Source organism: Pseudonocardia sp. ICBG601, from assembly GCF_020496245.1.
Map to the genome: position 1 here is coordinate 1 of NZ_JAHLJA010000046.1, position 25,910 is coordinate 25,910.

The 25,910-nt window shown below is 74.8% G+C and carries 20 protein-coding genes and 2 pseudogenes; 8 read left to right on the forward strand and 14 right to left on the reverse strand.

All coding sequences use genetic code 11. The annotated features are described in order from the left end of the window. The coding region (locus tag KPL57_RS16435) for an LLM class flavin-dependent oxidoreductase (protein WP_226352288.1) at window positions 1–975 on the reverse strand (975 nt) is incomplete at its 3' end. 210 nt (window positions 976–1,185) lie between these two features. Here KPL57_RS16435 and KPL57_RS72230 point away from each other — a divergent pair. The 4 genes and pseudogenes from KPL57_RS72230 to KPL57_RS16450 all read left to right on the forward strand — a co-directional run bounded on the left by KPL57_RS72230 (window position 1,186) and on the right by KPL57_RS16450 (window position 5,042). Beyond that, the gene (locus tag KPL57_RS72230; RefSeq protein ID WP_369804877.1) at window positions 1,186–1,266 is read left to right on the forward strand and encodes a putative leader peptide; all 81 of its coding nucleotides are present in this window, start codon (window positions 1,186–1,188) and stop codon (window positions 1,264–1,266) included. Window positions 1,267–1,280: 14 nt separating this feature from the next. Next, window positions 1,281–2,190: pseudogene (locus KPL57_RS16440) on the forward strand (IS5 family transposase); the annotation flags it as partial. Window positions 2,191–2,415: 225 nt separating this feature from the next. Then, window positions 2,416–3,639, forward strand: coding sequence for an acyl-CoA dehydrogenase family protein (locus KPL57_RS16445; protein WP_226352289.1), 1,224 nt, complete (start codon window positions 2,416–2,418; stop codon window positions 3,637–3,639). Next, on the forward strand, window positions 3,636–5,042 hold the full coding sequence (locus tag KPL57_RS16450) for an LLM class flavin-dependent oxidoreductase (protein WP_075307383.1): 1,407 nt from the start codon (window positions 3,636–3,638) through the stop codon (window positions 5,040–5,042). Before KPL57_RS16445 ends, KPL57_RS16450 begins: the two co-directional genes overlap by 4 nt. Window positions 5,043–5,156: 114 nt before the next feature. Here KPL57_RS16450 and KPL57_RS16455 read toward each other — a convergent pair whose 3' ends face one another. The 6 genes from KPL57_RS16455 to KPL57_RS16480 all read right to left on the reverse strand — a co-directional run bounded on the left by KPL57_RS16455 (window position 5,157) and on the right by KPL57_RS16480 (window position 12,057). Further along, complete coding sequence (locus tag KPL57_RS16455; protein WP_226352290.1) at window positions 5,157–6,785, reverse strand: ABC transporter ATP-binding protein; 1,629 nt, start codon at window positions 6,783–6,785, stop codon at window positions 5,157–5,159. Then, a complete protein-coding gene (locus KPL57_RS16460; protein ID WP_226352291.1) occupies window positions 6,782–7,672 on the reverse strand; it encodes an ABC transporter permease in 891 nt (296 codons plus the stop codon). The genes KPL57_RS16455 and KPL57_RS16460 overlap by 4 nt, the downstream gene beginning before the upstream one ends. Then, window positions 7,669–8,628, reverse strand: a complete 960-nt coding sequence (locus KPL57_RS16465) for an ABC transporter permease (protein ID WP_226352292.1) — start codon at window positions 8,626–8,628, stop codon at window positions 7,669–7,671. Before KPL57_RS16465 ends, KPL57_RS16460 begins: the two co-directional genes overlap by 4 nt. A 1-nt stretch (window position 8,629) precedes the next feature. Beyond that, on the reverse strand, window positions 8,630–10,252 hold the full coding sequence (locus KPL57_RS16470) for an ABC transporter substrate-binding protein (protein WP_226352293.1): 1,623 nt from the start codon (window positions 10,250–10,252) through the stop codon (window positions 8,630–8,632). Next, a complete protein-coding gene (locus KPL57_RS16475) occupies window positions 10,249–11,652 on the reverse strand; it encodes an ROK family protein (protein WP_226352294.1) in 1,404 nt (467 codons plus the stop codon). Before KPL57_RS16475 ends, KPL57_RS16470 begins: the two co-directional genes overlap by 4 nt. Before the next feature lie 267 nt (window positions 11,653–11,919). After that, window positions 11,920–12,057, reverse strand: a complete 138-nt coding sequence (locus KPL57_RS16480) for a putative leader peptide (protein ID WP_158071509.1) — start codon at window positions 12,055–12,057, stop codon at window positions 11,920–11,922. A gap of 296 nt (window positions 12,058–12,353) precedes the next feature. On the opposite strand from KPL57_RS16480, the gene KPL57_RS16485 reads away from it, so the two are divergent. Beyond that, window positions 12,354–13,283 carry a TauD/TfdA family dioxygenase gene (locus tag KPL57_RS16485; protein WP_226352295.1) on the forward strand — a complete coding sequence of 310 codons (930 nt, stop codon included), beginning with the start codon at window positions 12,354–12,356 and terminating at the stop codon, window positions 13,281–13,283. Window positions 13,284–13,554: 271 nt separating this feature from the next. Then, window positions 13,555–15,732, forward strand: coding sequence for an arylsulfatase (locus KPL57_RS16490; protein WP_226352296.1), 2,178 nt, complete (start codon window positions 13,555–13,557; stop codon window positions 15,730–15,732). Window positions 15,733–15,813: 81 nt separating this feature from the next. Here KPL57_RS16490 and KPL57_RS16495 read toward each other — a convergent pair whose 3' ends face one another. Continuing rightward, window positions 15,814–16,566, reverse strand: a complete 753-nt coding sequence (locus KPL57_RS16495) for an alpha/beta fold hydrolase (protein WP_226352297.1) — start codon at window positions 16,564–16,566, stop codon at window positions 15,814–15,816. Next, entirely contained in the window at window positions 16,566–16,934 is a 369-nt protein-coding gene (locus tag KPL57_RS16500) for a DUF1330 domain-containing protein (RefSeq protein ID WP_226352298.1), read from the reverse strand. The genes KPL57_RS16495 and KPL57_RS16500 overlap by 1 nt, the downstream gene beginning before the upstream one ends. Before the next feature lie 71 nt (window positions 16,935–17,005). Between KPL57_RS16500 and KPL57_RS16505 the strand changes: the two genes are divergently transcribed. Then, complete coding sequence (locus KPL57_RS16505) at window positions 17,006–17,596, forward strand: TetR/AcrR family transcriptional regulator (RefSeq protein ID WP_226352299.1); 591 nt, start codon at window positions 17,006–17,008, stop codon at window positions 17,594–17,596. Window positions 17,597–17,823: 227 nt separating this feature from the next. After that, entirely contained in the window at window positions 17,824–20,124 is a 2,301-nt protein-coding gene (locus tag KPL57_RS16510; protein ID WP_226352300.1) for a molybdopterin-dependent oxidoreductase, read from the forward strand. A 12-nt stretch (window positions 20,125–20,136) separates the two neighbouring features. On the opposite strand, the gene KPL57_RS16515 is transcribed toward KPL57_RS16510, so the two are convergent. The 5 genes and pseudogenes from KPL57_RS16515 to KPL57_RS16535 form a co-directional block, all read right to left on the reverse strand. After that, on the reverse strand, window positions 20,137–21,246 hold the full coding sequence (locus KPL57_RS16515; protein ID WP_226352301.1) for an LLM class flavin-dependent oxidoreductase: 1,110 nt from the start codon (window positions 21,244–21,246) through the stop codon (window positions 20,137–20,139). After that, on the reverse strand, window positions 21,243–22,799 hold the full coding sequence (locus tag KPL57_RS16520) for an ABC transporter ATP-binding protein (protein ID WP_226352336.1): 1,557 nt from the start codon (window positions 22,797–22,799) through the stop codon (window positions 21,243–21,245). Before KPL57_RS16520 ends, KPL57_RS16515 begins: the two co-directional genes overlap by 4 nt. Before the next feature lie 93 nt (window positions 22,800–22,892). Beyond that, window positions 22,893–24,004: pseudogene (locus KPL57_RS16525) on the reverse strand (IS3 family transposase); the annotation flags it as partial. A gap of 86 nt (window positions 24,005–24,090) precedes the next feature. Next, entirely contained in the window at window positions 24,091–24,948 is an 858-nt protein-coding gene (locus KPL57_RS16530) for an ABC transporter permease (RefSeq protein ID WP_020623332.1), read from the reverse strand. Continuing rightward, a complete protein-coding gene (locus KPL57_RS16535; RefSeq protein ID WP_020623331.1) occupies window positions 24,945–25,910 on the reverse strand; it encodes an ABC transporter permease in 966 nt (321 codons plus the stop codon). The genes KPL57_RS16530 and KPL57_RS16535 overlap by 4 nt, the downstream gene beginning before the upstream one ends.

Sequence of the window (25,910 nt, forward strand, 5' to 3'; positions counted from 1 at the left end):
CCGATCCGCGACCTCGGTGTGGCTGCCGACGAGCGCGGTCCCCGCACCACCCCGGACCAGGCCGACACCGGCCCACAGGTTCGGCGCGATCGTCAGCTCCTCGACCGAGGTCTTGACCCCGCCGTGCAGCGCGCGCATCCGGCGCTGGCCCTCCGACTCGCTCGCGGCCAGACCCGCCTGCACACCCGCGATGGTCTCGGGGTCGAGCGCGTCGAGGAGCCGGTGCGCCTGCGCCCACGCCTCGTCGGCGGTGTCGCGGGTGATCACGTGCAGCCGGATCCCGAAGCGCACGGTGCGCCCGCGGTCTGCGGCGAGCTTGCGGATCCGTTCGATCTTCTCGTGGACCGCCTCGACCAGTTCGCCCCAGGTCAGGTAGACGTCGGCGTGCTCGGCGGCGACCTGGGCCGCGGCCGGCGAGGAGCCGCCGAAGTAGACCGGCGGGACCGGGTCGGGCAGCCGCGACAGCGACGCCTGCTCGACCCGCACGTGCTCGCCGTCGAGGTCGACGGTCTCGCCGCGCCACAGCCGGGTGACGACCGAGAGGAACTCCCCGGTGCGGGCGTAGCGGGAGTCCTTGTCGAGGAAGTCGCCGTAGGCGCGCTGCTCGCGCGACTCGCCGCCGGTGACGACGTTGAGCAGCAGCCGGCCGCCGGAGTGCCGCTGGAAGGTGGCGGCCTGCTGGGCGGCGAGCGTCGGGGAGATCGACCCGGGCCGGAACGCGACGAGGAACCTCAGGCGCTCGGTGTGGGCCACGAGCATCGCGGTGGTGAGCCACGCGTCCTCGCACCAGGCGCCGGTCGGGGTGAGGGCACCGTCGAACCCGGCCTGCTCCGCGGCACGGGCGACCTGGGTGAGGTAGCCGATCGAGGCGGGGCGGAGGGCGCCGGCGGACCCGGTCGCGTTCCCGTGGCCTCCCCCGACGAGATGGCGGCCGTCGCCCATCGTGGGCAGGAACCAGTGCAGCGTGACTCCCATCCGGCAGACGCAACAGGGCCGCACCGGCCGGCGCAAGTCGGTGGGGACGACGGTCACATCATGCTCCACAGTGGACCGTCCACCCCGCGGGACACCTGTCCGGACGCCCGGGACCGGGCCTCCCACCAGGCAGGACGCCGGTGATCCGGGTCGCCGACGTCTTGGGAAGCGGAGCCGGTCGCGGCTACCGTGGACCCCGTGACCGGATCGGTGCTGTTGACCACGCGGGGGCATGTCGATCTCGCGCGCGTGGCGTCGGCGCTCTGTCGTCGCCCGCTCCGCCGCCGCTGAGAGCGTGTTTGGAAATGGTGGGTGTGTCGGGATGGTCGACACGGCTGGGGTGCTCCATCGTGGTCGGCATGCAGGAACGACCGCGCCGGTACCCCTCGGACACCAGTGATGCCCAGTGGGTGGTGATCGAGCCGTTGTTACCGCCGCTCGCGCGGCGGGGGCGGCCTGTTGCTCATGCTCGTCGGGACGTGCTGGACGCGATCTTGTATGTCGTGCGGACCGGGTGTGCCTGGCGGGCGTTGCCGGTGGACTTCCCGCCCTGGCAGACCGTCTACTGGTACTTCAACCAGTGGGAACAGCAGAAGGTCACCGAGAAGATCCTCCCGGTCGTGCGGGGGCAGTTACGTATCGCCGAGGGCCGTGATCCGGAGCCGAGTGCGGGGATCATCGATTCCCAGTCGGTCAAGGGCGCCGACACCGTCGGCCAGGACTCCCGCGGCTACGACGCCGGGAAGAAGACAGGCGGACGGAAACGGTTCATCGTGACCGACACCCTCGGTCTGCTGCTGACCACGATGGTGTGCTCGGCCTCGGTACAGGACCGCGACGGCGCCAAGCCGATCCTGCTCAACCTCTACCTGCGCACCAGGGTGCGGTTCGTCTACGCCGACGCCGGCTCCGCCGGGCGACTGCTCGACTGGGCCGCCACGATCCTGCAGACAACGATCGAGATCATCCGCAAGCCACCCGAGCAGCGCGGATTCACCGTCCTCCCACGAAGGTGGGTGGTCGAACGGACCCTGGCCTGGCTCACCGCACACCGACGCCTGGCCCGAGACTACGAACGCCACCCCACCACATCCGAAGCCATGATCCGCTGGGCCGCGATCAACACCATCACCCGCCGCATCGCCCGTGGATACCCCGCCACCCGCCAGCAGAAACACACGACACCCTCAACCCACTAGAATTTCCAAACACGCTCTGAGGCCGCGCACCCACCGACCCGGATCCGCTCTGCGCCCGCCCCACGCGCCCGCCGCACCGGGACCGTCTCCGACGGCCACCACCGGCCGGCCCGCCTGCCACAGGGCGGAGCGGACATGCCCGTGCGACCGGCCCCGCACGGCGGTGACCGTCCGTCCCCCCACCCCGCCATCACCGCGCGACCGTGCCCGGCGCACCGCCGGCCCCACCGGAAGGACCCCCATGACCACGACCTCCCCCGCCCCCACCGGCACCGACGGCCGGGCCGCCTGGACCGACGAGCAGCTCGACGCCGTCTTCGCCCCGGTGTTCGCCCGCATCGCCGAGGGCGCGGTCGCCCGTGAGCAGGGCCGCACCCTGGCCCACGACGAGGTGGCCGCGCTGCGCGCGGAGCGCTTCGGCGCCCTGCGGCTGCCCGTGGAGCTCGGCGGCTACGGCGCCACCGTGCGCCAGCAGTTCCGGCTGCTCGTCGACCTCGCCGCCGCCGAGTCGAACCTGCCGCAGGCGCTGCGCGTGCACTGGTGGTACGTCGACGACCTGCTGCTCGCCGCCCCGGGCCCGGACCGCGACGCCCGGCTGGCGGCCGTCGCCGAGGGCCGGCTCGTCGGCAACGCCATCACCGAGCCCGGCGTCGGCGCGATCGACCGGTACCGCACCGCCCTGACCCCCGACGGCGACGGCTACCGCCTCGACGGCACCAAGTACTACTCGACCGGCAGCCTCTACGCCGACCAGATCCTGGTCGCCGCCGACCTCGACGGGCAGCGCGTGTCCGTGCTCGTCGACGGCGACGCCCAGGGCGTCGTCCAGCACGACGACTGGGACGGCTTCGGGCAGCGCCTCACCGCCAGCGGCACCACCGAGTTCCACGGCGTCGCCGTCCCCCGCGAGCGGGTCCTCGGACCCGGGTACGGCACCGAGGGCCGCGGCTGGGGCACCTCCTACCTACAGCTCGTCCAGCTCGCCGTGCTCGCCGGGATCGCCCGGCGCGCCACCGACGACGTCAGCGCCTGGGTCCGCGAGCGCACCCGCACCTTCACCCACGCCCCGGCCGACCTGCCCCGCCACGACCCGCTCGTCCAGCAGGTCATCGGGCGACTGTCCGCGGCCGCCTGGTCATCCCGTGCCCTGGTGCTGGCCATCGCCGAGCAGCTCGACACGCTGCTCGCCGCGGGCGGGGAGGACCCGGAGCTGCTCGACCGGGTCGAGCTCGACGTCGCCCACGCCCAGGCCACGATCATCCCCGCGGTGCTCGACGCGACCACCCAGCTGTTCGAGGTCGGCGGTGCCTCCGTGACCTCGGAGAAGCTGCGGCTGGACCGGCACTGGCGCAACGCCCGGGTGATCTCGGTGCACAACCCGCTGATCTACAAGCTGCAGTCGGTCGGGGACCACGTGCTCAACGGGACCGACCTGCCCTACGCCTGGAGCGCCGGCAAGCGATGAGCCGCGCGATCGACCCGGCACCGCGCCGCATCCATCTCAACGCCTTCGACATGACGTGCGCCGGGCACCAGTCCCCCGGCCTGTGGCGCCACCCGCAGGACCGCTCGCATACCTTCCACGACCTGCGCTACTGGACCGAGCTGGCGCAGCTGCTGGAGCGCGGCGGGTTCACCAGCCTGTTCATCGCCGACGTCGTCGGCCTCTACGACGTCTACCGCGACGGCCCCGAACCGGCGATCCGCGACGGCGTGCAGGTCCCCGTCGGCGACCCGACCCTGGCCGTCTCGGCGATGGCCGCGGTCACCGAGCGGCTCGGCTTCGGGATCACCGTGTCGCTGACCTACGAGAAGCCCTACGCGCTCGCCCGGCGCTTCTCCACCCTGGACCACTACACCCGGGGCCGGGTCGCGTGGAACGTCGTCACCTCCTACCTGGAGTCCGCGGCCCGCAACCTGGGGCTGGAGAAGCAGGTGCCGCACGACCGGCGCTACGACGTCGCCGACGAGTTCATGGAGGTCTGCTACCAGCTGTGGGAGGCGTCCTGGGACGACGACGCGGTGCTGCTCGACCGGGACAAGGGCGTCTACACCGACCCGGCGAAGGTCCGTCCGATCGGCCACCACGGCGAGTTCTTCGACGTGCCGGGCATCGGCCTGACCGAGCCCTCCCCGCAGCGCACACCGACGATCTTCCAGGCAGGCGCCTCCGCGCGCGGCACGACGTTCGCCGCCCGGCACGCCGAGGGCGTCTTCGTCATCTCCCCGACCCCGGAGACACTGGCCCCGCGGGTCGCCGAGCTGCGCAGGCAGACCGCCGAGCAGGGCCGCGATCCCCGTGCGGTGAAGGTCTTCACGATGGTCACCGTGGTCACCGGCGCCACCGACGAGCAGGCCAGCGAGCGCTACGCCGACCTCGCGCAGTACGTGAGCCTGGAAGGTGCCCTCACCCTCTACGGCGGCTGGTCCGGCCTGGACCTGTCCACGATGGACCCCGACGAGCCGCTGCGGTTCGCCGAGACCGAGGCCATCCGCAGCGCGGTCGAGCTGTTCACCACGGCGGATCCGACACGGGAGTGGACGCCGCGGGCGATCGCCGAGCACATCGGGATCGGCGGGATGGGCGCCGTCGTCGTGGGCGGGCCGCAGACGGTCGCCGACGAGCTGGAACGCTGGGCCGAGGTCGCCGACGTCGACGGCTTCAACCTCGCCTACGCGGTCACCCCCGGCACCTTCGCCGACGTCGTGGAGCACGTGGTGCCCGAGCTGCGCCGGCGTGGGGTGCTCGCCGAGGCCCCGGAGGGCGCGACCCTGCGCGAGCACCTGCAGGGTGCGGGCCAGGCACGGGTCCGTGCCGACCATCCCGCGGCCGTCCACGCCCGGCGCCGGGGCGCCGCCCCCGCCTGACCCCGGTTCCCGGTCCGGACCCGGACCCGGACCCACGGTCCTGCTCCCCACTGCACGAGCGGACCGGTCGTACGGACCCTGCCGGACGACCGGTCCGCTCGTGCGGGGCGGGTGTCAGATCCGGGCGGGGACGCGGGGCACGGTGTCGACGAGGCGGCGGGTGTAGTCGTGCCGCGGGGTCCCGAACACCTGGGCCGGCGTGCCGAGCTCGACCACCTCCCCCGCCCGCAGGACGGCGACGCGGTCGGAGACCCGGTCGACGACCGCGAGGTCGTGGCTGACGAACAGGCAGGCGAACCCCAGCTCGCGCTGCAGCGACGCGAACAGCTCCAGCACCTCGGCCTGCACCGACACGTCCAGCACGCTGGTCGGCTCGTCGGCGATCAGCAGCCGCGGCGACAGCGACAGGGCCCTGGCCAGCGCGACCCGCTGGCGCTGCCCGCCCGACAGCTCGCCGGGCCGGCGGGTCGCGAACTCCCGTGGCAGGCGGACCGACTCCAGCAGCTCGCCCACCCGGGAGCGCAGCTCCGGGCCGGGCCGGGCGCCGTGCACCCGCAGCGGCTCGGCGACCGAGTCCTCCACGGACCGGCGCGGGTCCAGCGATGCCGCCGGGTCCTGGTGCACCATCGCCAGCCCGCGACGCACCCGGCGCAGCCCGGAGCGCGACAGCCCGGCCAGGTCGGTGCCGTCGAGCAGCACCCGGCCCTGCGCCGGCGGGAGCAGCCCGGCCGCTGCCCGGCCGATCGTGGTCTTGCCCGACCCGGACTCGCCCACGAGCCCGACGACCTCGCCGGGCGCCACGTCCAGGCTCACGGCGTGCACGGCCCGGAACGCGGGCCGGCCGCGCCGGGCCGGGTGCACCACCGACAGGTCCTGCAGGGACAGCACCGGCACCGGCCCCTCCGGGTCGCGCGGCGCGGGGACGTCGGCGGCCTGCGCCACCGCCGCGACGGCGCTCCCCCGCGGCCGGTCGGCGAGCGTCGGCACCGCCGCGAGCAGAGCCCGCGTGTAGTCGGTCGCCGGCCGCTCGAACAGGTCCGCGACGGAGCGCTGCTCCACCACCCGGCCGCGGTGCAGCACCACGACGCGGTCGGCGAGCTCGGCGACGACGCCCATGTTGTGGGTCACCAGCAGCACGCCCACGCCGGTGCGGTCGCGCAGGTCGCGCAGCAGCTCCAGGATCCGCGCCTGCACGGTGACGTCGAGCGCGGTCGTCGGCTCGTCGGCCAGCAGCAGGTCCGGCTCCCCGGCCAGCGCCAGGGCGATCACGACGCGCTGCTTCTGGCCGCCGGAGAGCTGGTGCGGGTAGGACCGCACGCGGCGCTCGGGCTCGGGCAGGTCGACCAGCCGCAGCAGCTCCACCGCCCGGCGGCGGGCCTGCGCGCGCGGCACCCGGGCGTGCGCCCGGATCGCCTCGACGAGCTGCCAGCCGACCGTGCGCACCGGGTTCAGCGCGGTCTGCGGTTCCTGGAACACCATCGCGGCGCGGGTCCCGCGGACCCGGTCCAGCGCCTCCTCGGGTGCGCCGAGGACGGAGTCCCCGGCGAGCTCGACCGAGCCGGACGCCGTCGCGGCGTCGGGGAGCAGGCCGAGCACCGACCGCGCCGTCAGCGTCTTGCCCGACCCGGACTCACCGACCAGCGCGTCGACCTCCCCGCGGCGCACCGTGAGGTCGACGCCGTCGACGGCGACCGTGTCGCCGAAGGAGATTCGCAGGTCCCGCACGCTCAGCACGGTGCTCATCCGGCCACCCGCCGTCCCGCCGCGAGGGCCTGCGCGACGAGCAGGAAGCCCAGCGTCAGCATCGTGACCACGGCCAGCGGGCCGAGCGCCATCGCCGGGTTGACGTCGAGGTACAGCACCGAGTCGGCGACGATCGACCCGAGCGAGGGGTCCGGTGGCCGGACCCCGATACCGATGAAGCTCATGGCCCCCTCCACGAAGACGGCGACGGACAACGACACCGCGACCTGCACACCGGCGGGCTCGGCGGCGCCCGGCAGCACGTGGCGGCGCAGCACCCACCAGCGCCCGGCCCCGACCACGGTGGCCGCCTCGACGTAGGGCATCTCCCGCACCCGCAGCGCGGCACCCCGCACGAGCCGCCCGAAGATCGGGATCTCGGCGAGGACGATCACCACGACCACCGCCGTCGTGCCCGGCCCGAGGACCGCGGCCAGTGCGATCCCGAGGATCAGCACCGGGAACGCGAGCAGCACGTCGAACACCCGCTGTGCGACGACGTCGACGGCCGCCGACAGACTCGACACCAGACCGACCAGGCCACCGGCGACCGCCCCGAGCGGCACCGCGACCGCGATGATCGACAGGTTGGCGAGGATGCCGTACAGCGTCCGGCTGAAGACGTCGCGGTTCACCTCGTCGGTGCCCAGCCAGTGCGCACCGGACGCGGGCAGCAGGTTCGCACCCGGGATCTGCGCCAACGGGTCGTACGGCGCGAGCAGCGGTGCGGCGAGACCGGCGAGCACGACGACGCCGACGAGCACCGCCCCGACCAGCCCGCGCCCGCGGTACAGCGCCGACAGCGCGTGCGGGCGGCGGGTGGGACCGGGCAGGGCCGGCGCGGCCGTCCTCGCCGGGAGGATCTCGCCGGGGGCGGTGACGGTCATGAGTTCCCTCCGATCCGCACCCGCGGGTCCAGCGCGGCGTGCAGGATGTCGGTGACCAGCTGGACGGCGACGAACACCGCGACCGACAGCAGCAGCAGGACCTGCACCACCGGGTAGTCGCGGCGGCTGATGCCCTGCTCGATCAGCTGACCGAGCCCGGGCCAGGTGAAGATCAGCTCGACCAGGACGGCGCCGCCGAGCAGGTTGCCGATCTGCAGCCCCAGCACGGTGGCGACCGTGGGCAGCGCGGCGGGCAGGGCGTGGGCGAGCACCAGACGCCGGCGGGGCACGCCGAGCGCGCGGGCGGTGAGCACGTAGGGCTGCGCGAGCTCGGTGCGCAGCGACTCCACGACGAACCGCGACAGCGCGCCGGCGACCGGCAGGGCCAGGCACACCGCCGACAGCAGCAGGTACTGCCATGTCAGGTCGGGGCGGGCGAGGAACCCCCCGGGCGGGGCCCCGCCGGAGGGCAGCACCGGGAAGGCGACCGCGAACAGCAGCACCAGCACCACACCGGTGACGAACGTCGGGACCGCGAGCGCCAGCGTGGTGAACCCGGTGACGACGGTGTCGACCCACCGGGCCCGCGACAGCACGGCCGCGACCCCGACGACCAGCGACAGCCCCACGGCCAGGACGAGCGCGGCGCCGGCCAGCCAGAGCGTGTTGACCAGGCCGGCCGCCACCAGGGTGCCGATCTCACCGCCGATCAGGTACGAGCGGCCGAGGTCACCGGTGAGGACGTTCCCCAGCCACAGCACGTACTGCTCCCACACCGGCCGGTCGAGCCCGAGCGAGACCCGGATCGTCTCGACCACCGCGGGCGAGGCGTCCGGCCCGGCGAGCGTGGTCGCCGGGTCGCCGGGGACCAGGCGCAGCAGACCGAAGATCAGCACCGAGGCGAGGAACAGCACCGCGACCGCCGACGGCAGCCGGGAGATGACGAAGCGCAGCATGTCAGGCCGCCGTGTACGCGTCGGTGAGGTCGATCTCGGCACGCTTGGACCAACCGACCCCCTGGACCCGGTCCGAGGCGGCGAGCTGGTTGAGCACCACGCCGATCTCGACCAGGAACAGGTGCTCGAGCAGCTCGTCGGACAGCGCCGTGTAGGCGCGGCCGAGGCCGGCGGTGTCGGTCGCGGGCAGCGTCCACGCGGTGGCGGCGGCCCGCTGGTAGTCGGGCGAGACGAACCGCGAGGAGTTCTTCTGCGCGTTGAAGGGGTAGGCGCTGACGGTCAGCGTCGACGGGGTGTGCTGGGCCCACGAGTGGAACGTCGTCCACAGCCCGGGGAACTGCGCGCCGATCAGCTGCTTCACGAACTGCGCGGAATCGACCGGCTGCAGCGTGGTGGTGATGCCGATCTCGGCGAGGTCGGCCTGCACGATCTGCGCGACCGGGTCGTGGACGGGGTGGCTGGCCGGGAACGTCAGCGGCTGCGGTGGCACGGTGCCGACCTCCGCGACGAGCGCACGGGCCCGGTCGAGGTTGCGGGTGTAGGTGGCGTTGCGGGCCTCGTCGTAGGCCGGGGAGCTCTTCGGCCACGGCAGGTTGATCGGGTAGCCGGAGCCGCGCAGCACCTCGTAGACGACCCGTTGCCGGTCGATCGCGTAGGCGACGGCCTGGCGGACCCGCACGTCGGACAGCCCGGGGGCGGTGACGTTCGCGCCCACGTAGGTCTGCAGCTCCGCGCCCTCCATGGTGATCGCGTGGAAGCCCTCGGCCGCGTCCAGGGTCGCGATGTCGCGGAACGGGAGCCCGCCGACGACGTCGAACCGGTTGGACCGCAGGCCGGCCAGCAGCGCCTGGGCGTCGCCGCCGATGCTCAGCTCGACCCGGTCGAGATAGGGCCGCTCGGGGTCGCGGAAGTGCTCGTTGCGCACGTAGACGATCGAGGTGTTCGGGGTCCAGGACTCGAACCGGAACGGGCCGGTCCCGACGAACGCCTCGCCACGCCCGAGCGCGTCGATGGTCGCGGAGTCCAGGATCGGGACGGTGTCGAGCAGGTCGAGGATGTTCGACAGGGGCTCCGCGAGCCCCAGCACCACCCGGTGCGGCTGCGAGGTGTCGAACGAGGTGACCGCGGCGGCGGTGCTGCGCAGCTGCGCGGTCCACTTCGGGTCGGCGTAGGTGCGGATCGAGAACTCGACGTCGGCCGAGGTGAACGGCCGGCCCCGCTCGGTGCCGCGGCCGTGGAAGAAGACGTCGTCACGCAGCTGCAGGGTCACCGTGCGGCCGTCCGGGCTGATCTCCCAGGACGTCGCGAGCCGCGGCTGCGGCTCGAACCCGGTGTTCGGCCGGCGGACCAGGGTGTCGTAGACCAGGCCGACGGTGGTGGTGACGCCGTCGTTGGAGTTGGTGAGGAAGTTGCCGGGCACCAGGTCGGTCCGGTCGGCCAGCTTCAGGGTCCCGCCGCGCACCGGTGCGCTCGCGGCGGCGTTCCCGGCGGCACGCCGCTCGTCGACGGCGGAGGCGCACCCGGTCAGGCCCGCGCCGGCCGCGCCGGCGGCCAGGACACCGAGTCCGGCGCGGCGCAGCAGGCTGCGCCGGTCGAGCGGGGAGGACAGGAGTCGGGTGGTCATCGGTGGTTCGCCTCTCGGGGGGTGGTGGGGGTCGGGAACGGCCGAGGCGCCGCGCGCGCGTCGGCGGCGACCGCGGCGGCGCGGCGGGTGGTGCCGAGCGGGTCGGCGTAGATCGGGCGCAGGCCGGCGGTGCACGCGGCGACCGCCTGCAGTGCGGACCCGAAGGTGCCCGCCTGCAGGCTGATCGGCGGGAGCGCGCTCGCCTCGGCGAAGCTCCGGGAGACGTGGGCGAGTCCGGCCCGGTAGGCGGTGAACGCCTGCCCGGCGAGGACGACGCGGTCGGGGTTGAGCACATCGCGGACCAGCGCGACGCCGCGGCCCAGCAGGGCGGCCCGCTCGGCGAGCAGGTCGTGCGCCCGTCGGTCGCCGCCCTCGGCCGCGCCGACCACCTTCTCGATCACGGGTGCGTCGACGATCCCGGCCGCGTGCGCGGCGCGGGCCACGGCGGAGTCGCCGGCGGCGGCCTCCAGGCAGCCGGTCCGCCCGCAGTGGCAGCGTTCCCGCCCCAGCACCCCGTCCCCGCCGACGGGCAGGTGGCTGACGGTGCCGGGGCCGCCGGCGGGGGCGTGCACCCTGCCGTCGACGGTGAGCACGGCACCGACGGCCTCGCGGGCGTAGACGTGCAGCGTGGTCCCCTCGTCGACGTGCGGGGACAGCAGCGACTCGGCGCCGGCCATCGCCTCGATCTGCGGGACGACGACGACCCCCGGCAGCCCGACCCGGTCGACGATGTCGGCGAGCGGGGCGGGGTCCCAGCCGAGCCGTGGATGACCGAACCGGTCGCGCTCACCCGACACCTGGCCGCCGACCACGAGGCCGACCTGCAGCACGGTCCGCCCCGGGCCGCGGGCGGCGAACCGTCGCAACCGGGCGGCGAGCCCCGCCAGCGCGGTGCCGGGCTCGGCGTCGCGCGGGGTGGGCACGTCGGTCGCCGACACCACGGTGCCCCGCAGGTCACCGACGGCGAGCGTGGTGCGGTGCAGACCGACGTGCAGGCCGAGCACGCCGAACCGGTCGGTGTCGATCTCCAGCGGGATGCGGGGCCTGCCGACCGTGCCCGTGGGCACGAGGTCGGGCCGCTCGCGGACCACTCCGGCGGCGACGAGCGCGACGACCTGGCGGTTGACCGTCGCGTGCGACAGCCCGGTGGCCGTGACGAGCTCGTCGCGGAACACCACCCCGGCCCGGCGGACGGCGCCGAGCACCGCCGCCGCGGCCGGCACGCCCGCCCCGGTGACCGGCTCGGGGGCCGCGGCGCGCACGACGGCGCGGTGGGCGGGACGGTGGCCGCCGACCTGGCGGACGTGGTGCGGACGCGGCCGGGCCGATGGGCGCGGGGCCGGGTCGGCGGGTGCGGAGGGGAGGTCGGCAGAGGGTCCGGGCGTGGTGGAGCCGGGCATCGGTGGTCCTCGGGGCGCGGGCCACGACGTCGCGCGGCCCCCCGGTGGGGTCCGCGGCGCGCGGTGGCCGGGTGGTCCTGGGTGTCGGCGGGCCCCGTCCGGGCCGCGGCGGCGGACGGTCGGGGCACGGCGGCGCCGGTGGGACGTGGACCCGGCGGGGCCGTTCGAGGGGGCGCGCGTTCCGGGCGGGACGGCGCGGCGGGACCGCGGGTGCGGTGGCGCCGCGCCCGCTCCGGGGTCGCGGGACGCGTCAGGGCGTCGGGTGGGTCAGACCGGTCGACAGAGTGCGGTCGCCGTGCGGCACAGATCGACGTGCCGGCGCAGGACCAGGAAGGGCAGGACGCCGGGGACCAGGCCGCGGCGCACGCCGGGCCGCGGCCCGGGTCGGTCGCGGTCGTCACTCACACCGGTGACGCTAGCAGCGGCCGGGAGACCGGGTCGATGCCTGGAATCACGGCAGCGGATCACATTGACAACCGCGGCCCGCGCGGTCCCGGCGCAGGGGTTGGGATCGGCATGAGCGCAACCGTTGCCGCCGCGGCGGGCGCCTCCCTACCGTCGACGACGTGCCGGGACCGTGGTGCCCCGCTCCCCCACTCCGTCCGGAGTGGACGGTGGGCGGCCCGCCCGCCGGCGTCCTCCCGCCCCTGCCGCCGCGACCGGCGCCCCCGGGCCACCCGCACCCCACGTCTGGAGATCCGATGACCCTGCAGGCCGAGAACCCGACCCCCACCGCAGCCGCGCAGCCCGTCGTGCGCAAGGTCGGCGGGCGCATCGGCGCCCGCGTCGAGGGCGTCCGCCTGGGCGGCGACCTCGACGCCGCCACCGTCGCCACGCTGCGTGCGGCGCTGCTCGAGCACAAGGCGCTGTTCTTCGGCGGACAGGGCCACCTCGACGACGAGTCGCACCTCGCGTTCGTCTCGCTGTTCGGCCGGCCCACGACCGCGCACCCCACCGTGCGCGGCGAGAAGACCCATGTGCTGCCGGTGGACTCCGACCGGGGCAAGGCCAACAGCTGGCACACCGACGTCACCTTCGTCGACCGCATCCCCGCGATCAGCTCGCTGCGCACGCTGGACCTGCCGCCCTACGGCGGCACCACCGTGTTCGCCAACACCGGCGCCGCCTACGCCTCGCTCCCGCTGCCGCTGAAGAACCTCGTCGACGAGCTCTGGGCGGTGCACACCAACGCCTTCGACTACGCCCGCGACGCCGAGACCACCACGGCGCCCGACGACGACCGGATCGCCGCCTACCGCGCCGAGTTCCGTTCCACCACCTACGAGACCGAGCACCCGGTGGTGCGCGTCCACCCGGAGACCGGCGAGCGGGTGCTCGTGCTCGGCCACTTCGTCCGGGAGTTCGTCGGGCTGAACTCCAAGGAGTCCCAGACCGTCTACCACCTGCTCCAGGACCGGATCGTCCGGCTGGAGAACACCGTGCGCTGGAACTGGTCCGACGGCGACTTCGTGCTGTTCGACAACCGGGCGACCCAGCACTACGCCGTCGCCGACTACGACGACCACCACCGCGCGCTGCGACGGATCACCCTGGCCGGCGACATCCCGGTCTCGCCCAGCGGGGCGCGCAGCGTCGTGCGCACCGGCGACTCCTCGCACTACACGAACTGAGCCCGGCCGCCGGCCCGGTGCCCGCACCCGCGGACGCCGGGCCGGCCTGCGTCACCCGTCCGTCGGCGCCCCGCCCCGTCCCGCCCGTCCCCGCCCGGAGGTCCCGCCGTGCCCACCGATCCCCCGCCCACCGCGGCGTCGCCGGTCCCCCCCCGTCCCGCCCGGCGCGCGGGGCTACGACGGGTTCGGCGGCACCATCGGCCGGACCGCCGCGACCTCGACCCGCTGGTGGCCGCCCGAGCCCGCGCGGGTCCGGCGACCGAACGTCGTCGTGGTCGTCGTCGACGACCTGGGCTACAGCGACATCGGCCCGTACGGCTCGGAGATCCCCACCCCGCACCTCGACCGGCTGGCCGAGGCCGGGCTCACCCTGGCCGAGCACCACACCGCACCGCTGTGCTCCCCGGCCAGGGCCGCGCTGCTGACCGGGCTCAACCCGCACCGGGCCGGGTACGGCTGGGTCGCCAACGCCGACCCCGGCTTCCCCGGCATGCGCCTGGAGCTGGGCGACGACGCCGCGACCCTCGCCGAGCACCTGCAAGCCGGCGGGTACGCCACGTTCGCCGTCGGCAAGTGGCACCTGGTCCGCGACGCGAACCTGGCGCCCGGCCGGCCGCGGGACTCCTGGCCGACCCGGCGCGGGTTCGACCGCTACCACGGCTCGCTGGAGGGCCTGAACTCCTTCTTCCACCCCAACCAGATCACCGTCGACGAGCACGCCCTCGACGTCGACGAGTACCCGCCGGGCTACTACGTCACCGACGATCTGACCGACCGCGCGTGCGCGATGGTCTCCGAGCTGCGCGCGCACGACGCCACCCGGCCGTTCCTGCTGTACCTCGCGCACGTCGCGATGCACGGGCCGCTGCAGGTGCCCGCCGCCGACCTCGCCGAGCAGGAGGGCCGCTACGCCGCCGGGTGGGACGCCGTCCGCGAGGCCCGCTTCGCCCGCCAGCTCGACCGCGGCCTGTTCCCGCCCGGCACCCGGCAGGCCCCGCGCAACCCCGAACCCGGCTACGACGTGCCGCCGTGGGAGTCGCTGTCGCCCGACGAACGCCGCCGCTACGCCCGCTACATGGAGGTCTACGCGGCGATGGTGTCCACCGTGGACGCCTCGCTCGGCCGGGTCACCGCCCTGCTCGAGGAGCTGGGCGAGCTCGACGACACGATCATCGTGTTCACCTCCGACAACGGCGGCACCGCCGAGGGCGGCCCGGAGGGCACCCGCAGCTACTTCACCCGCTTCGTGCACCATCCCGTCCCCGCGGACTGGGAGCGCGACGTCGACCACGACGAGTCGCTCATCGGGTCCGAGGAGCTCGGCGCGCACTACCCGCGCGGCTGGGGACAGGTGTCGAACACCCCGTTCCGGTTCTACAAGGGGCAGACCTACGCCGGCGGGGTACGGGTGCCGCTGCTGGTGTCCTGGCCGCGGGGCCTGCCCGCCGGACGGGTGCTGCGCGACTACACCTACGTCACCGACCTGGTCCCGACACTGCTCGCGCTGACCGGGGTGCCCCGGCTCGCCGAGCGCGCGGGCACGCCGACCGCCGAGCCCGACGGCGTCGACCTGGGCGGGTTCCTGCGCGGCGAGGTGACCGCGAGCCCGCACCTCGAGCAGTACTCCGAGATGGGTGGGCACCGCGGCCTCTACCGCGACGGCTGGAAGCTGCTCGCCCGCCACGAGCCGGGCCACCGCGACATCGACGACCCGGCCTGGGCGCTCTACGACGTGCGCACCGACCCCGCCGAGCTGGTCGACCTCACCGCCGCCCATCCGCAGCGGGCCGCCGAGCTCGCCGCGGCCTGGGAGCGCGCCGCCTGGGAGAACACCGTGTTCCCGCTGCTCGACCGCGGTGACCTGGCGGTGCGACGGCCGGGCGAGGCCCGCCTGGCCGAGCCGGTGCGGATCCTGCCCGGCACCCCGGTGCTGGAGCGCTACCGGTCCGCGCAGCTCGTCGCGTTCCGGTCGTTCGACGTCGAGGTCGCTCTCGGCGGGCTCGCCCCGGGCGACGAGGGCGTGCTCGTCGCGCACGGCGACGCGTTCGGCGGCTACCTGCTCGCAGTCGAGGACGGGCGGCTGGTCGTGCTGCACAACGCGGGCGGCCGGGTGTCCACCGCGGACGGCCCGGCCCCGGCCGGGACCCGCACGGTCGTCCTGTCCGTGACGGCGACCCCGGACCTGCGCTGGCACCTCGCCGTCTCCGCCGACGGGGCCCCGGTCACCGCGCTGCCCGACCGGTGGGCGCTGACCGGGATGGCACCCTGGAGCGGCATCTCGGTCGGCCGCGACGCCCGCGGGCCGGTGTCCTGGGCGCTGCGGCGGCAGCGCGGGATCTTCCGGTTCACCGGCGACCTGCGGTCGGTGACCTACCGGCCGGGCGCCCGCGTCGTGCCGGACGAGGTCGCCCGCGCGGTCACCGCCGAGGCCGCGTCCCGGGCGGACTGACCCGTCGAACGGGCGGCCGGGCGCGGCGCCGTCGCGCTTCCCCCGTCCGCCCCCGGGCCGACCAGCACCGCCCGCCGTGCCTCAGTGCAGGCACGCCCAGAACCCGGTCAGCGCCGCGGCGCCACGGGCCGGCTCGTGGGTCATCCACCAGTGGCCGAGACCGTCGAGGACCGCGACCCGGGCCCCGGCGCGGGCGGCCGCCCTGCGGCGTTGCTCCTCGGTGCCGACGACGTGGTCGGCGGTCGCCAGGACGGCGAGACCCGGCCGGGCCGCCGCGCGTTCCAGCGGCAGGCCGAGGCCGGGCGCACCGGCCGCGGCGGCGGACCGGTACAGGGAGAGCACCGCGCGGCCCATCTCCTCGCCCTGCCCGGCTGCGACGCGCGCCGCGACCGCCCGACCCATCCCGCGTTCCACCAGCACCGCGGCGCGCTCGGCGGGCGCGGCACCGAAGCGCGCCGCGACGTCGGCCTCGCCGACGCCCGGGGTCTGCCAGCGGCGGGCGAGCTCGTGCCACTCGTGGTCCGGGTCGAACACTCCGAGGGCGTCGCTGACCCAGCTGCGGACCAGGTGCGGGTGGCTCAGCACGACATTGAGGACGTGGATGCCGCCGACGTCGTGGCCCACCAGGTCCACCGGCTCGCCGAAGGCCGCCAGCTTGCCGGCCAGCCAGTCGCGGTAGCCGGCCGGGGTGGCCTCGAACCCGGCGGGCAGGGGCGCACCGAAACCGGGCGGCGACAGGCACACCACGTCGGTCCGCGTGGGCGCGAGTTCCGCCAGCAGCAGGTCCCAGACCGCCGACGTCTCGGGGTTGCCGTGGACGAACACCGCGGGCATCAGCCCGCCACCGGCGTCGTCGGTTGCAGGACCGACTCCACCAGCGCCTCGGTGCGCAGGTGGGTGATCGCCTGGTACTCGGGATCGCGCACCATGGCCGCGAAGGCCTCCCGGTCCGGGTAGCGGACCAGCACCACCATGTCCCACGCCTGCCCGCTCTCGGCGACCAGCGCCGGCTCACCGACACCGAGGTACACCACCTGCAGGCCGTAGCGGGGGTTGAGCTCGGCCCGGAGAGCGTCGGCGTAGCGCTGGTAGCTCTCCCGGCCGCCGTCCGGGCGGAACCGCAACAGGTTCAGCATCACGACCGGGCCACCGGGGTCGTCGGCCAGCAGGGCGTCCAGGGCGTGGTCTTCGATCTCGATCATCGGAACCTCCTGACACCCACCCTACGCATACTTGTTGGATAACACGCAAGTTCGTTTGCTAGTGTCCGGCCATGCGCCGTACCCAGCAGGAACGCCGCGACCAGGCCGAAGCCGCGTTGCTCACCGCTGCCGCCGAACTCGTCGTCGAGCAGGGCGTGCGGTCGCTGACGCTCGCCCGTGTCGGGGAACGGGCCGGGTACAGCCGCGGCATCGTCACCCACCACTTCGGCGGGAAGCAGGCGCTGGTGGAGCGGCTGGCGCGCGCCACCCAGGCCGGGTTCGCCCCGGGACTCGACGGCCTCCCACCCGGCCTCGACCGCCTGCTGCGGCTGATCGACGGCTACCTCGGGGAGCTCGGCCGGATCGGTGCGTTCCATCAGGCCTTCCTGCTGCTGTGGGCCGAGGCCGCCACCCAGCCCGAGCTCGCCCCGATCTTCCGCGAACGGGACGCGGCCTTCCGCGCCGACCTGCGCGACGACGTCGAGGCCGGCATCGCGGACGGCAGCATCACGGCGGACGCCGGCGCGGACGAGGTCGCGACCGCCGTCGTCGGGCAGCTGCGCGGGATCGCGTTGCAGCGGCTGCTCGCCCCGGACAGCGTCGACACCGAGGCGCTGCGCCGGAGCGTCACCGCCCAGTGGCGCCGTGCCCTGGCCCGGTAGCCCGCTCCAGGTCCCGCAGCCACGGGGGCGCCGACACCGGGGCGGCGCCATAGGGCGCCCGTCCGGTCCTGGGAGAGGGCGCCGGATTCCGCTCCCGGCACCGCGTCGTCGGGTGCCCCACAGGGGTGCGACCCGGCACCGCCGGCCGGACCGATCGCGCAGGACGATCGACGGCGATGGCGGATCGTCGTTGGACACCGCCGGTCCCGGCCGCCTTGACTCGGACGGTGGCCGTCCCCGCTCCCCCGCCGTCCGCCCGCCACCACAGCTCGCACTGGGGTTCGTTCCGGGCCGTCACCTCCCCCTCCGGGCTCGCCGTGTTCCCCCGGCCCGGCGACCCCGACCCGTCGCCGCTGCTCGGCAACGTCGCCTCCGCCGTCGACCACCCGGCACGGGTGCGGCGCCCCGCGGTGCGGCTCGGGTGGTGGACCGACGGCCCCGGCCCGGACGCGCGACGCGGCGCCGACCGCTGGGTCGAGGTCGGCTGGGACGAGGTGCTCGACCGGCTCGCCGCCGAGCTCGCCAGGGTCCGCGACACCCACGGCCCGCAGGCCGTCTACGGCGGCAGCTACGGCTGGGCCAGCGCGGGCCGGTTCCACCACGCGCAGAGCCAGGTCCACCGCTTCCTGAACACCGTGCTCGGCGGGTACGTGCGCTCGGTCGGCACCTACAGCGCGGCCGCCGCGGAGACGGTGCTGCGCCACGTGCTGGGCCCCACCGATGTCGTCTCCAAGGGGCCGGTGACCTGGGACCAGGTGGCCGCGCACACCGACACGGTGCTCGCCTTCGGCGGGATGAACCTGAAGAACTCCACGGTCGGGGCGGGCGGGATCAGCGCCCACGTGGAGCGCTCGGCGCTGGCCGCGGCAGCCGCGCGCGGCGCGCACCTGGTGAACATCGGGCCGCTGCGCTCGGACCTGCCGGCGCAGGCGCGCCCGCGGTGGCTGTCGCTGCCGCCGGGCACCGACACCGCGCTGATGCTCGGGCTGCTGCACACCCTGCTCGAGGAGGACCGGCACGACCGGGCGTTCCTGGACCGGTACTGCGTCGGCTGGGACCGGGTCGCCGGGTACCTGCGCGGCAGCGACGACGGCGTCGTCAAGGACGCCGTCTGGGCGGCGGGGATCACCGGGGTGGCGGCCGAGGCGATCCGCGGGCTCGCGCGGTGCGCGGCGGCCGGGCGGACCCTGGTCACCGTCGCGCAGTCGCTGCAGCGCGCCGAGTTCGGCGAGCAACCGGTCTGGGCGGGGATCGCCCTGGCCGCCGCACTCGGCCAGATCGGGCTGCCCGGCGGCGGGTTCTGCTACGGGCTGGGCTCGATCGGGCACTACGGCAGGCCCCGGGTCGACGTCGCGATCGGGGCGCTCCCCCAGGGCACGGGTGGCGTCGACGAGGCGATCCCGGTGGCCCGGGTCGCGGACATGCTGCTGCACCCCGGCGAGCCCTACGACCACGACGGCCGCCGCGGCCGCTACCCGCACGTGCGACTCGCCTACTGGGCGGGCGGCAACCCGTTCCACCACCACCAGGACCTCGGGCGGCTGCGCCGGGCCGTCGCCCGGCTCGACACCTTCGTGGTGCACGAGCCGGCCTGGACCGCGACCGCCCGGCACGCCGACGTCGTGCTCCCGACGACCTGGACGATCGAGCGTGACGACATCGGCGCGAGCCGCCACGACCCGGTGATGACCGCGATGCACCGGCTCACCGACCCGCCCGGCGAGGCCCGCGACGACCATGCCGTCCTCGCCGCGCTCGCCGAGAGGCTCGGCGCGGGCGCGGCGTTCACCGGCGGCCGGGACACCGACGGCTGGCTCGCCCACCTCTACGAGGTGACCCGCGCCGACCTGGCCGCCCGCGGTCTGCCCGCTCCGTCCTACGACCGGTTCCGCGTCGAGGGCGAGCTCGCGCTCCCCACCCGTCCCGACGACGGGGACGTGCTCGCCGCGTTCCGCGCCGACCCCGCAGCGCACCCGCTGCCGACGCCGTCGGGCCGCATCGAGCTGTACTCGGCGACCGTCGCCGCATTCGGCTACGCCGACGCCCCCGGGTACCCGGTGTGGCGGGCACCGACCGACGCGCCGACCGCGCGGCACCCGTTGTGGCTGGTCGCGAACCAACCGGCGACCCGGCTGCACTCGCAGCTGGACTTCGGTGAGCACAGCGCCGCGCACAAGATCGACGGCCGCGAGGTCGTCGCCGTCCACCCGGACGACGCCGCGACCCGCGGCATCGCCGACGGCGACCTGGTCCGGCTGCACAACGACCGCGGGGCCTGTCTGGCCGCGGCCCGGGTCACCGACGAGGTGCGGGCCGGGGTGGTGCAGCTGCCGACCGGGGCCTGGTTCGACCCACTGGACCCGGCGGCGGAGCGGCCGTTCTGCGTGCACGGCAACCCGAACGTGCTCACCCGCGACGTGGGCTCCTCGCCGCTGGCGCAGGGCTGCACCGGCCAGCACGCGGCCGTCGAGCTGACCCGCCACGACGAGCCGGTGCGCCCGGTGGGGGCGCACCGGCCGCCGGTGTGACCCGGGCGCGGGTCAGGCCGGGGACCAGCCCCAGGCCGGGGCGACGGCGGCGAGGTCGGTGAGCAGCCGGACGTTCGCCCCGGGCCCGAAGCCCGGTGGCAGGAACAGCACGACCTCGTCGGCGGCGGCGATCCCGGGGTCGGCGAGCACCGAGGCGGCGACCTCGTCGGGGGTGCCGTGGTGCACCGGGCTGATCCGCTGCCCGGCCGGGAGCTGCGCGCCGACCACCGGTTCGAGTGCGCCGCGCGGCCGGGACGCGGCCATCCCCTCGGTGCGGCGCTGGTGGTCGTAGGCGGCGTAGGTCTCGCGCAGCGCCGCGGTGGTCCCGGGCAGGATCGACGCGGCGACGGCGACCGGCGGCGGGGTGGAGCCGCGCACCTCGTACCAGGTGTCGCGGTAGGCCGCGATCACCCGGGCCTGGTACTGCGCGAACGTCTCCCCCTCGGCGAGGCCGTGCAGCACGGTGCCGGTGATCAGGCCGAGCCCGAGGCGGGCCGCGCGGCGCGCGGAATCGGTGCTCGCCGCGCCGATCCGCAGCCGGCCGCGCAGCCCGGGGCTGTGCGGGGTGACCCGGATCGGGGTGCCGACCGGGGCGCCCTGGCCCGGCCCGTCGACGACGTGCAGCGCCTCGCCGGACACCCCGGCGAGGAACCGGTCGAGCCGGCGCAGCGCCTCGGTCCGCGGGTCGGTGTCGACACCGCCGAACACCGCGTCCCACGACGCCTGGGAGCCGGTCGCGAGCGCCAGCTCCAGCCGGCCGCCGACGAGCAGGTCGGTGGTCCCGGCGGCCTCGGCGAGCAGCACCGGGTCCTGGTAGCGCATCGGGAGCACCGCGGAACCGAGCCGGATCCGCGACGTGTGCTGCCCGACGGCGGCGAAGAACGGCAGCGGCGAGGACAGGTAGTGGTCGAAGTGACGCTGGTAGGCCCACCCGGTGTCGTAGCCGAGGTCCTCGGCGGCCCGGTAGAGCGCGATCCCCTCGGCGAGCCCGGCGGCGGGGCCGTGGTCGTCGGACCAGGACACCCGGGTGTTGAAGCCGAGCCCGGTCACCGGGCGGGGCCCGCCCGCCGGAGCGGCCGTCCGTGGGCCCGACGCGGTCGACGACGTGGCCGGGGCGTTCACGCGGCGGCCCGCCCGGTCCCGGGCAGCGAGGAGAGCAGCGTGCGGGTGTACTCCGCGCGCGGCTCGTCGAAGATCGACGCGACCGGACCGGACTCGACCACGCGTCCGTGCTGGAGCACCGACACCGTGTGCGCGAGCTGGCGGACCAGTGCCAGGTCGTGCGAGACGAACACGTAGGTGAGCCCCAGCTCGGCCTGCAGCCGCAGCAGCGTCTCCACGATCCCAGCCTGCACCGTGACGTCGAGCGCGGAGGTCGGCTCGTCGAGCACGATCACGTCCGGTCGCAGCACCAGGGCGCGGGCGAGCGCGACCCGCTGCCGCTGCCCGCCCGACAGCGCGGCCGGGCGCCGGTCGAGCAGCTCCTCGGCCAGACCGACCGAGGCGAGGGCGGCCCGCACCAGCGCGGTGCGCTCGCCGCGGTCGCCGACCCGGAACCGGTCCAGCGGCTCGCGGACCAGCCGTCCGACCTTCCATCGCGGGTCCAGCGAGGTGAACGGGTTCTGGTAGACGAGCTGCAGGTGGCGACGGATGTCGCGCAGCTCGGCGCGCGAGCGGCCGTGCAGCGTGCGACCCGCGACGACGATCCGCCCGGCGTCGGGCCGCTCCAGACCGAGCAGCATCCGGACCGCGGTCGTCTTGCCCGACCCGGACTCGCCGACCAGCGCGTGGGTGGTGCCCGACGGCACGCGGAACGACACGTCGTCGGCGGCGACGACACCGCCCGGGAAGGTCTTGGCGACGCCGTCGAGCTCGATCCGCGGCTCGGCCCCGGACCGGGACCGGCCGACCGCGCGCAGCTCGGCCCAGCGGTCGGGGTGCAGTGCGGGCACGTCGGCGTGCAGCCGGCGCGCGTACTCCGAGGCCGGGCGCTGCGAGACCTGCCGGGTCGGGCCGGTCTCCTGCACGGTGCCGTCCTTGAGGACGAGCAGCTCCTCGGCCCGGTCGGCGGCGACGGCCAGGTCGTGGGTGATCAGCAGCAGGCCAATGCCGAGCTCGGTGCGCAGACCGGTGAGCAGGTCGAGGATGCGGCGCTGCACGGTCACGTCGAGTGCCGAGGTCGGCTCGTCGGCGACCAGCAGCGACGGCTGGGGCAGGACCGCGAGGCCGATGAGGACGCGTTGCAGCATCCCGCCGGAGAGCTGGTGCGGGTAGGCACCGTAGACCCGGACCGGGTCGGGCAGCCCGACGCGCTCCAGGGTGTCGAGCACCAGGGCGCGCCGGTCGGCGGGCGCGACGCCGGCGGCGAGCGCGGCCGCCTCCAGGGCCTGCGAGCCGATGGTGCGGACCGGGTTGAGCGAGCTGGCCGGATCCTGCGGGACGAACCCGAGGGTACGTCCGCGCAGTGGCCGGAACGCGCGCTCGGACAGGCCCAGCACCTCGCGGCCGTCGACCTCGACCCGGCCGGTGGCCCGGCCGGGTGTGGGCAGCAGCCGCAGCAGCGAGCGGGCGATCGTGGACTTGCCCGATCCGGACTCGCCGATCACCGCGAGCGAGCCGCCGGCGGCCAGTGTCAGGTCCACACCGGACACGACGCGGTGGTGGCCGTAGTGCACGGTCAGGTCCGAGACCCGCAGCAGCGGCGGTCCGGGCAGGTCGGTGGGTTCCGCGGCGCCGGCGGGATCGGCGCCGGTGTCGGTGTCGGTGTCGGTGTCGGTGTCGACCTCGCGTTTGACGGTGGCGTTGAACGACTCGGCCAAGGCGTTGTCCGCCGACGACCCGACCGCGCCCATGGAACGGGTCACCCCGAGCCGGTCGCAGAGCTCGGCGTAGGCACTCGAGGTGTAGACCGCTCCGTGGTCGCTGTGGAAGACCGCCCCGCGCAGCGACCCACGAGCCCGTTCCGCGGCGTGGAGCGCGTCGTTGACCAGGTCGGTGCGCATGTGATCAGCCAGGGCCCAGCCGGCGAGTTTGCGGGAGCAGCAGTCGATCACCGTGGCCAGATACAGGTTCGTCCCGCCTGCGAGGGGCAGGTAGGTGATGTCACCGACGTAGACCTGGTTCGGTGCTGGGGCGGTGAAATCCCGCCTGAGCAGGTCGGGCACCGTCTGCCGGGGCTGCTCGACGATCGTGGTGTGCACGCGGCGTCGGCGGCGGTAGCCGGCGATCCCGGCCGCGCGCATGACCCGCGCGACGCGTTTGTGGTTGACCCGATCGGCGGCGGCGACACCGTCGTTGAGCTCTGTGGTGGCCCGCGGCGCACCGATGGTGTTGTCGCCGTCATGGATCGTCTGGATCCGCGCCACCAACACCGCATCACCAGCGGCCCGCCGCGCCCGGACCGGGGCCGCAGCCAACCAGGCGTAGAACGACGACCTCGAGACGTGCACGAGCTCGCACAACCGCTTCACCTCGAAGGTGTGCCGGTGGTCAGCGACGAACTGGAAGCGGGTCACCAGCGCGTCTCCCCCGCGAAATACTTGGCCGCCCGCTGCAGGATCTCCCGCTCGGCGGTCAGCTTCTTCTCGCTGATCTCGAGTTCACGGACCCGGGCCTCGAGACGGGCGATCTTCTGCCTCGGTGGTTCCTCCCCACCCAGGCCCGACCCCGGCGTGGTACGCATGGGCTGTACCGGGCTGGGGCAGCTACTGCCATCAGCTGCGGTCTTGTTCCCCGTGCCGTGGATCGTGAGCCAGTCCCGCAACGTGCCCCGCGCGATGCCCAGGTCGTCGGCGATACCACGGACGGTGGCACCCGGGGTGGACTCATACAGATCAACAGCCTGCCGACGGAACTCGTCGGTGAAACTCTTCCTGGCCATGATCGCTGGATCATCTCGCTTCCCCAGCAGTGCTGGAATCAGCGTGTCCAAGATCTGGGGTCAAGCCCCGTCGAGGACGGTGCCGGTCAGTCGGTCGTGCGGAGCCATCGGCTGATCCTGTTCACGGAGAGGACGGTGACGATCGTGACGAGTGCCGGCGCCCAGACGAGCCAGGGCGCCAGCGGGTAGTCCTTGCCGGTCGCGACGAGCAGACCCCAGTCCGAGGCGGGCGGCGGGTCGCCGTAGCCGAGGAACGCGAGGCTGGCGATGACCAGCACCGAGAGCCCGAACTGCAGGACGGCGAGCTGCAGCACCGAGCGCGAGGCGTTGGGCAGGACGTGGCGCAGCAGCACGTGCCAGCGGGAGCCGCCGAGCAGCAGGGCGGCCTCGACGTAGACGGCCGAGCGGGTCTTGAGCACCTCCGAGCGCATCACCCTGGCGAACACCGCGATCGCGGAGATGCCGGTGGCGACGGCGGCGTTGATGGTCTGGAACCCCAGCGCGCTGACGATCACCACGGCGAGCAGGAAGCTGGGGATGGCAAGCAGGACGTCGACGAGCCGGGCGAGCACGACGTCGACGAGGCCGCCGAGGAACCCGGCGAGCAGCCCGATCGCGCCACCCACGAGGACACCGATCGCGACCGCGACCAGCGCGCTGGTCACCGAGGAGGCGGTGCCGTGCACGATCCGGGCGAACACGTCACGGCCCAGCTGGTCGGTGCCGAGCAGGTGCCCGGCACCGGGTGGGCGGAACAGCTCCGAGGGGATCCCGTCGACCGGGTCGTGGCTGGTGAACAGCCCGGGCGCGACCGCCCAGGCCAGCACGAGCGCGACGACCACGAACGAGGCCAGCACCGTCGGCGGCGCCCACCGACGGGTCCGGGCGGCGCGGGCGTCCGGCTCGGGTGCCCCGTCGGTGCGGGTGAGGGCGGGGGCGCTCATGCGGTCACTCCTGCTTCCTGGCGGGCCACCGGTCGCACCCGCGGGTCGAGCAGCGGATAGACCAGGTCGGCGACGAGGTTGACGACGACGAACACGACGGCGGCGAGGGTGACCACCGCCTGCAGGACGGGCAGGTCCTGCATGGCGACCGAGCGTTCGACGAGACTGCCGAGCCCGGTGCGCCCGAAGACCGCCTCGATGATCACCGCGCCGCCGAGGACCTCACCGACCATCAGCGCGAAGACCGTCACCACCGGCAGCGACGACGGCCGGAGCAGGTGCCGCGCCAGCAGCCGGGTCCGGGTGAGCCCGCGGGAGCGGGCCACCGCCACGTACTCCTGGTCGGCCTCGTGGTCGAGGTTGGCGATGAGCACCTCGGCGATCTGGGCGGAGACCCAGATCCCGAGGGTGAGCGCCGCGAAGAAGGTCGCGACGGCGGAGTCGGCGTCGATGGCCCGGAACCACCCGAGCCGGAAGGAGAACACCTGGATCAGCAGCAGCCCGACCAGGAAGGTCGGCGCCGACAGCGACAGCGCGGGCACCGACCGCAGGATCGAGCTGTACGGGGCGGGCAGCCGGTGCACACCGAACGCGACGCCGAAGGCGATCACGACGGCGATCGTCATGGCCGATGCGGCGAGCGCCAGGGTGGAGGGCAGCGCCTCGGCCACCATCCCGGACACCGGCAGGTTGGACCGCAGCGAGAGGCCGAGGTCGCCCGTCACGAACCGGGACGCCGACTCCCACAGCTGGACCGGGACGGGGCGGTCGAGGCCGTAGTAGGCCACGATCCGCGCGATCTCCTCCTCGGTGAACCCGTTCTCGGGGTTGCGCAGCGTCGTCGTCACCGGGTCGCCCGGCAGGACGCTGATCACGACGAAGGTGAACACGTAGGCGAGGGCCACCACGACGAGCGACTGCCCGGCGCGGCGCAGCGCGTAGCTGACGTAGTCCCGGTTCAT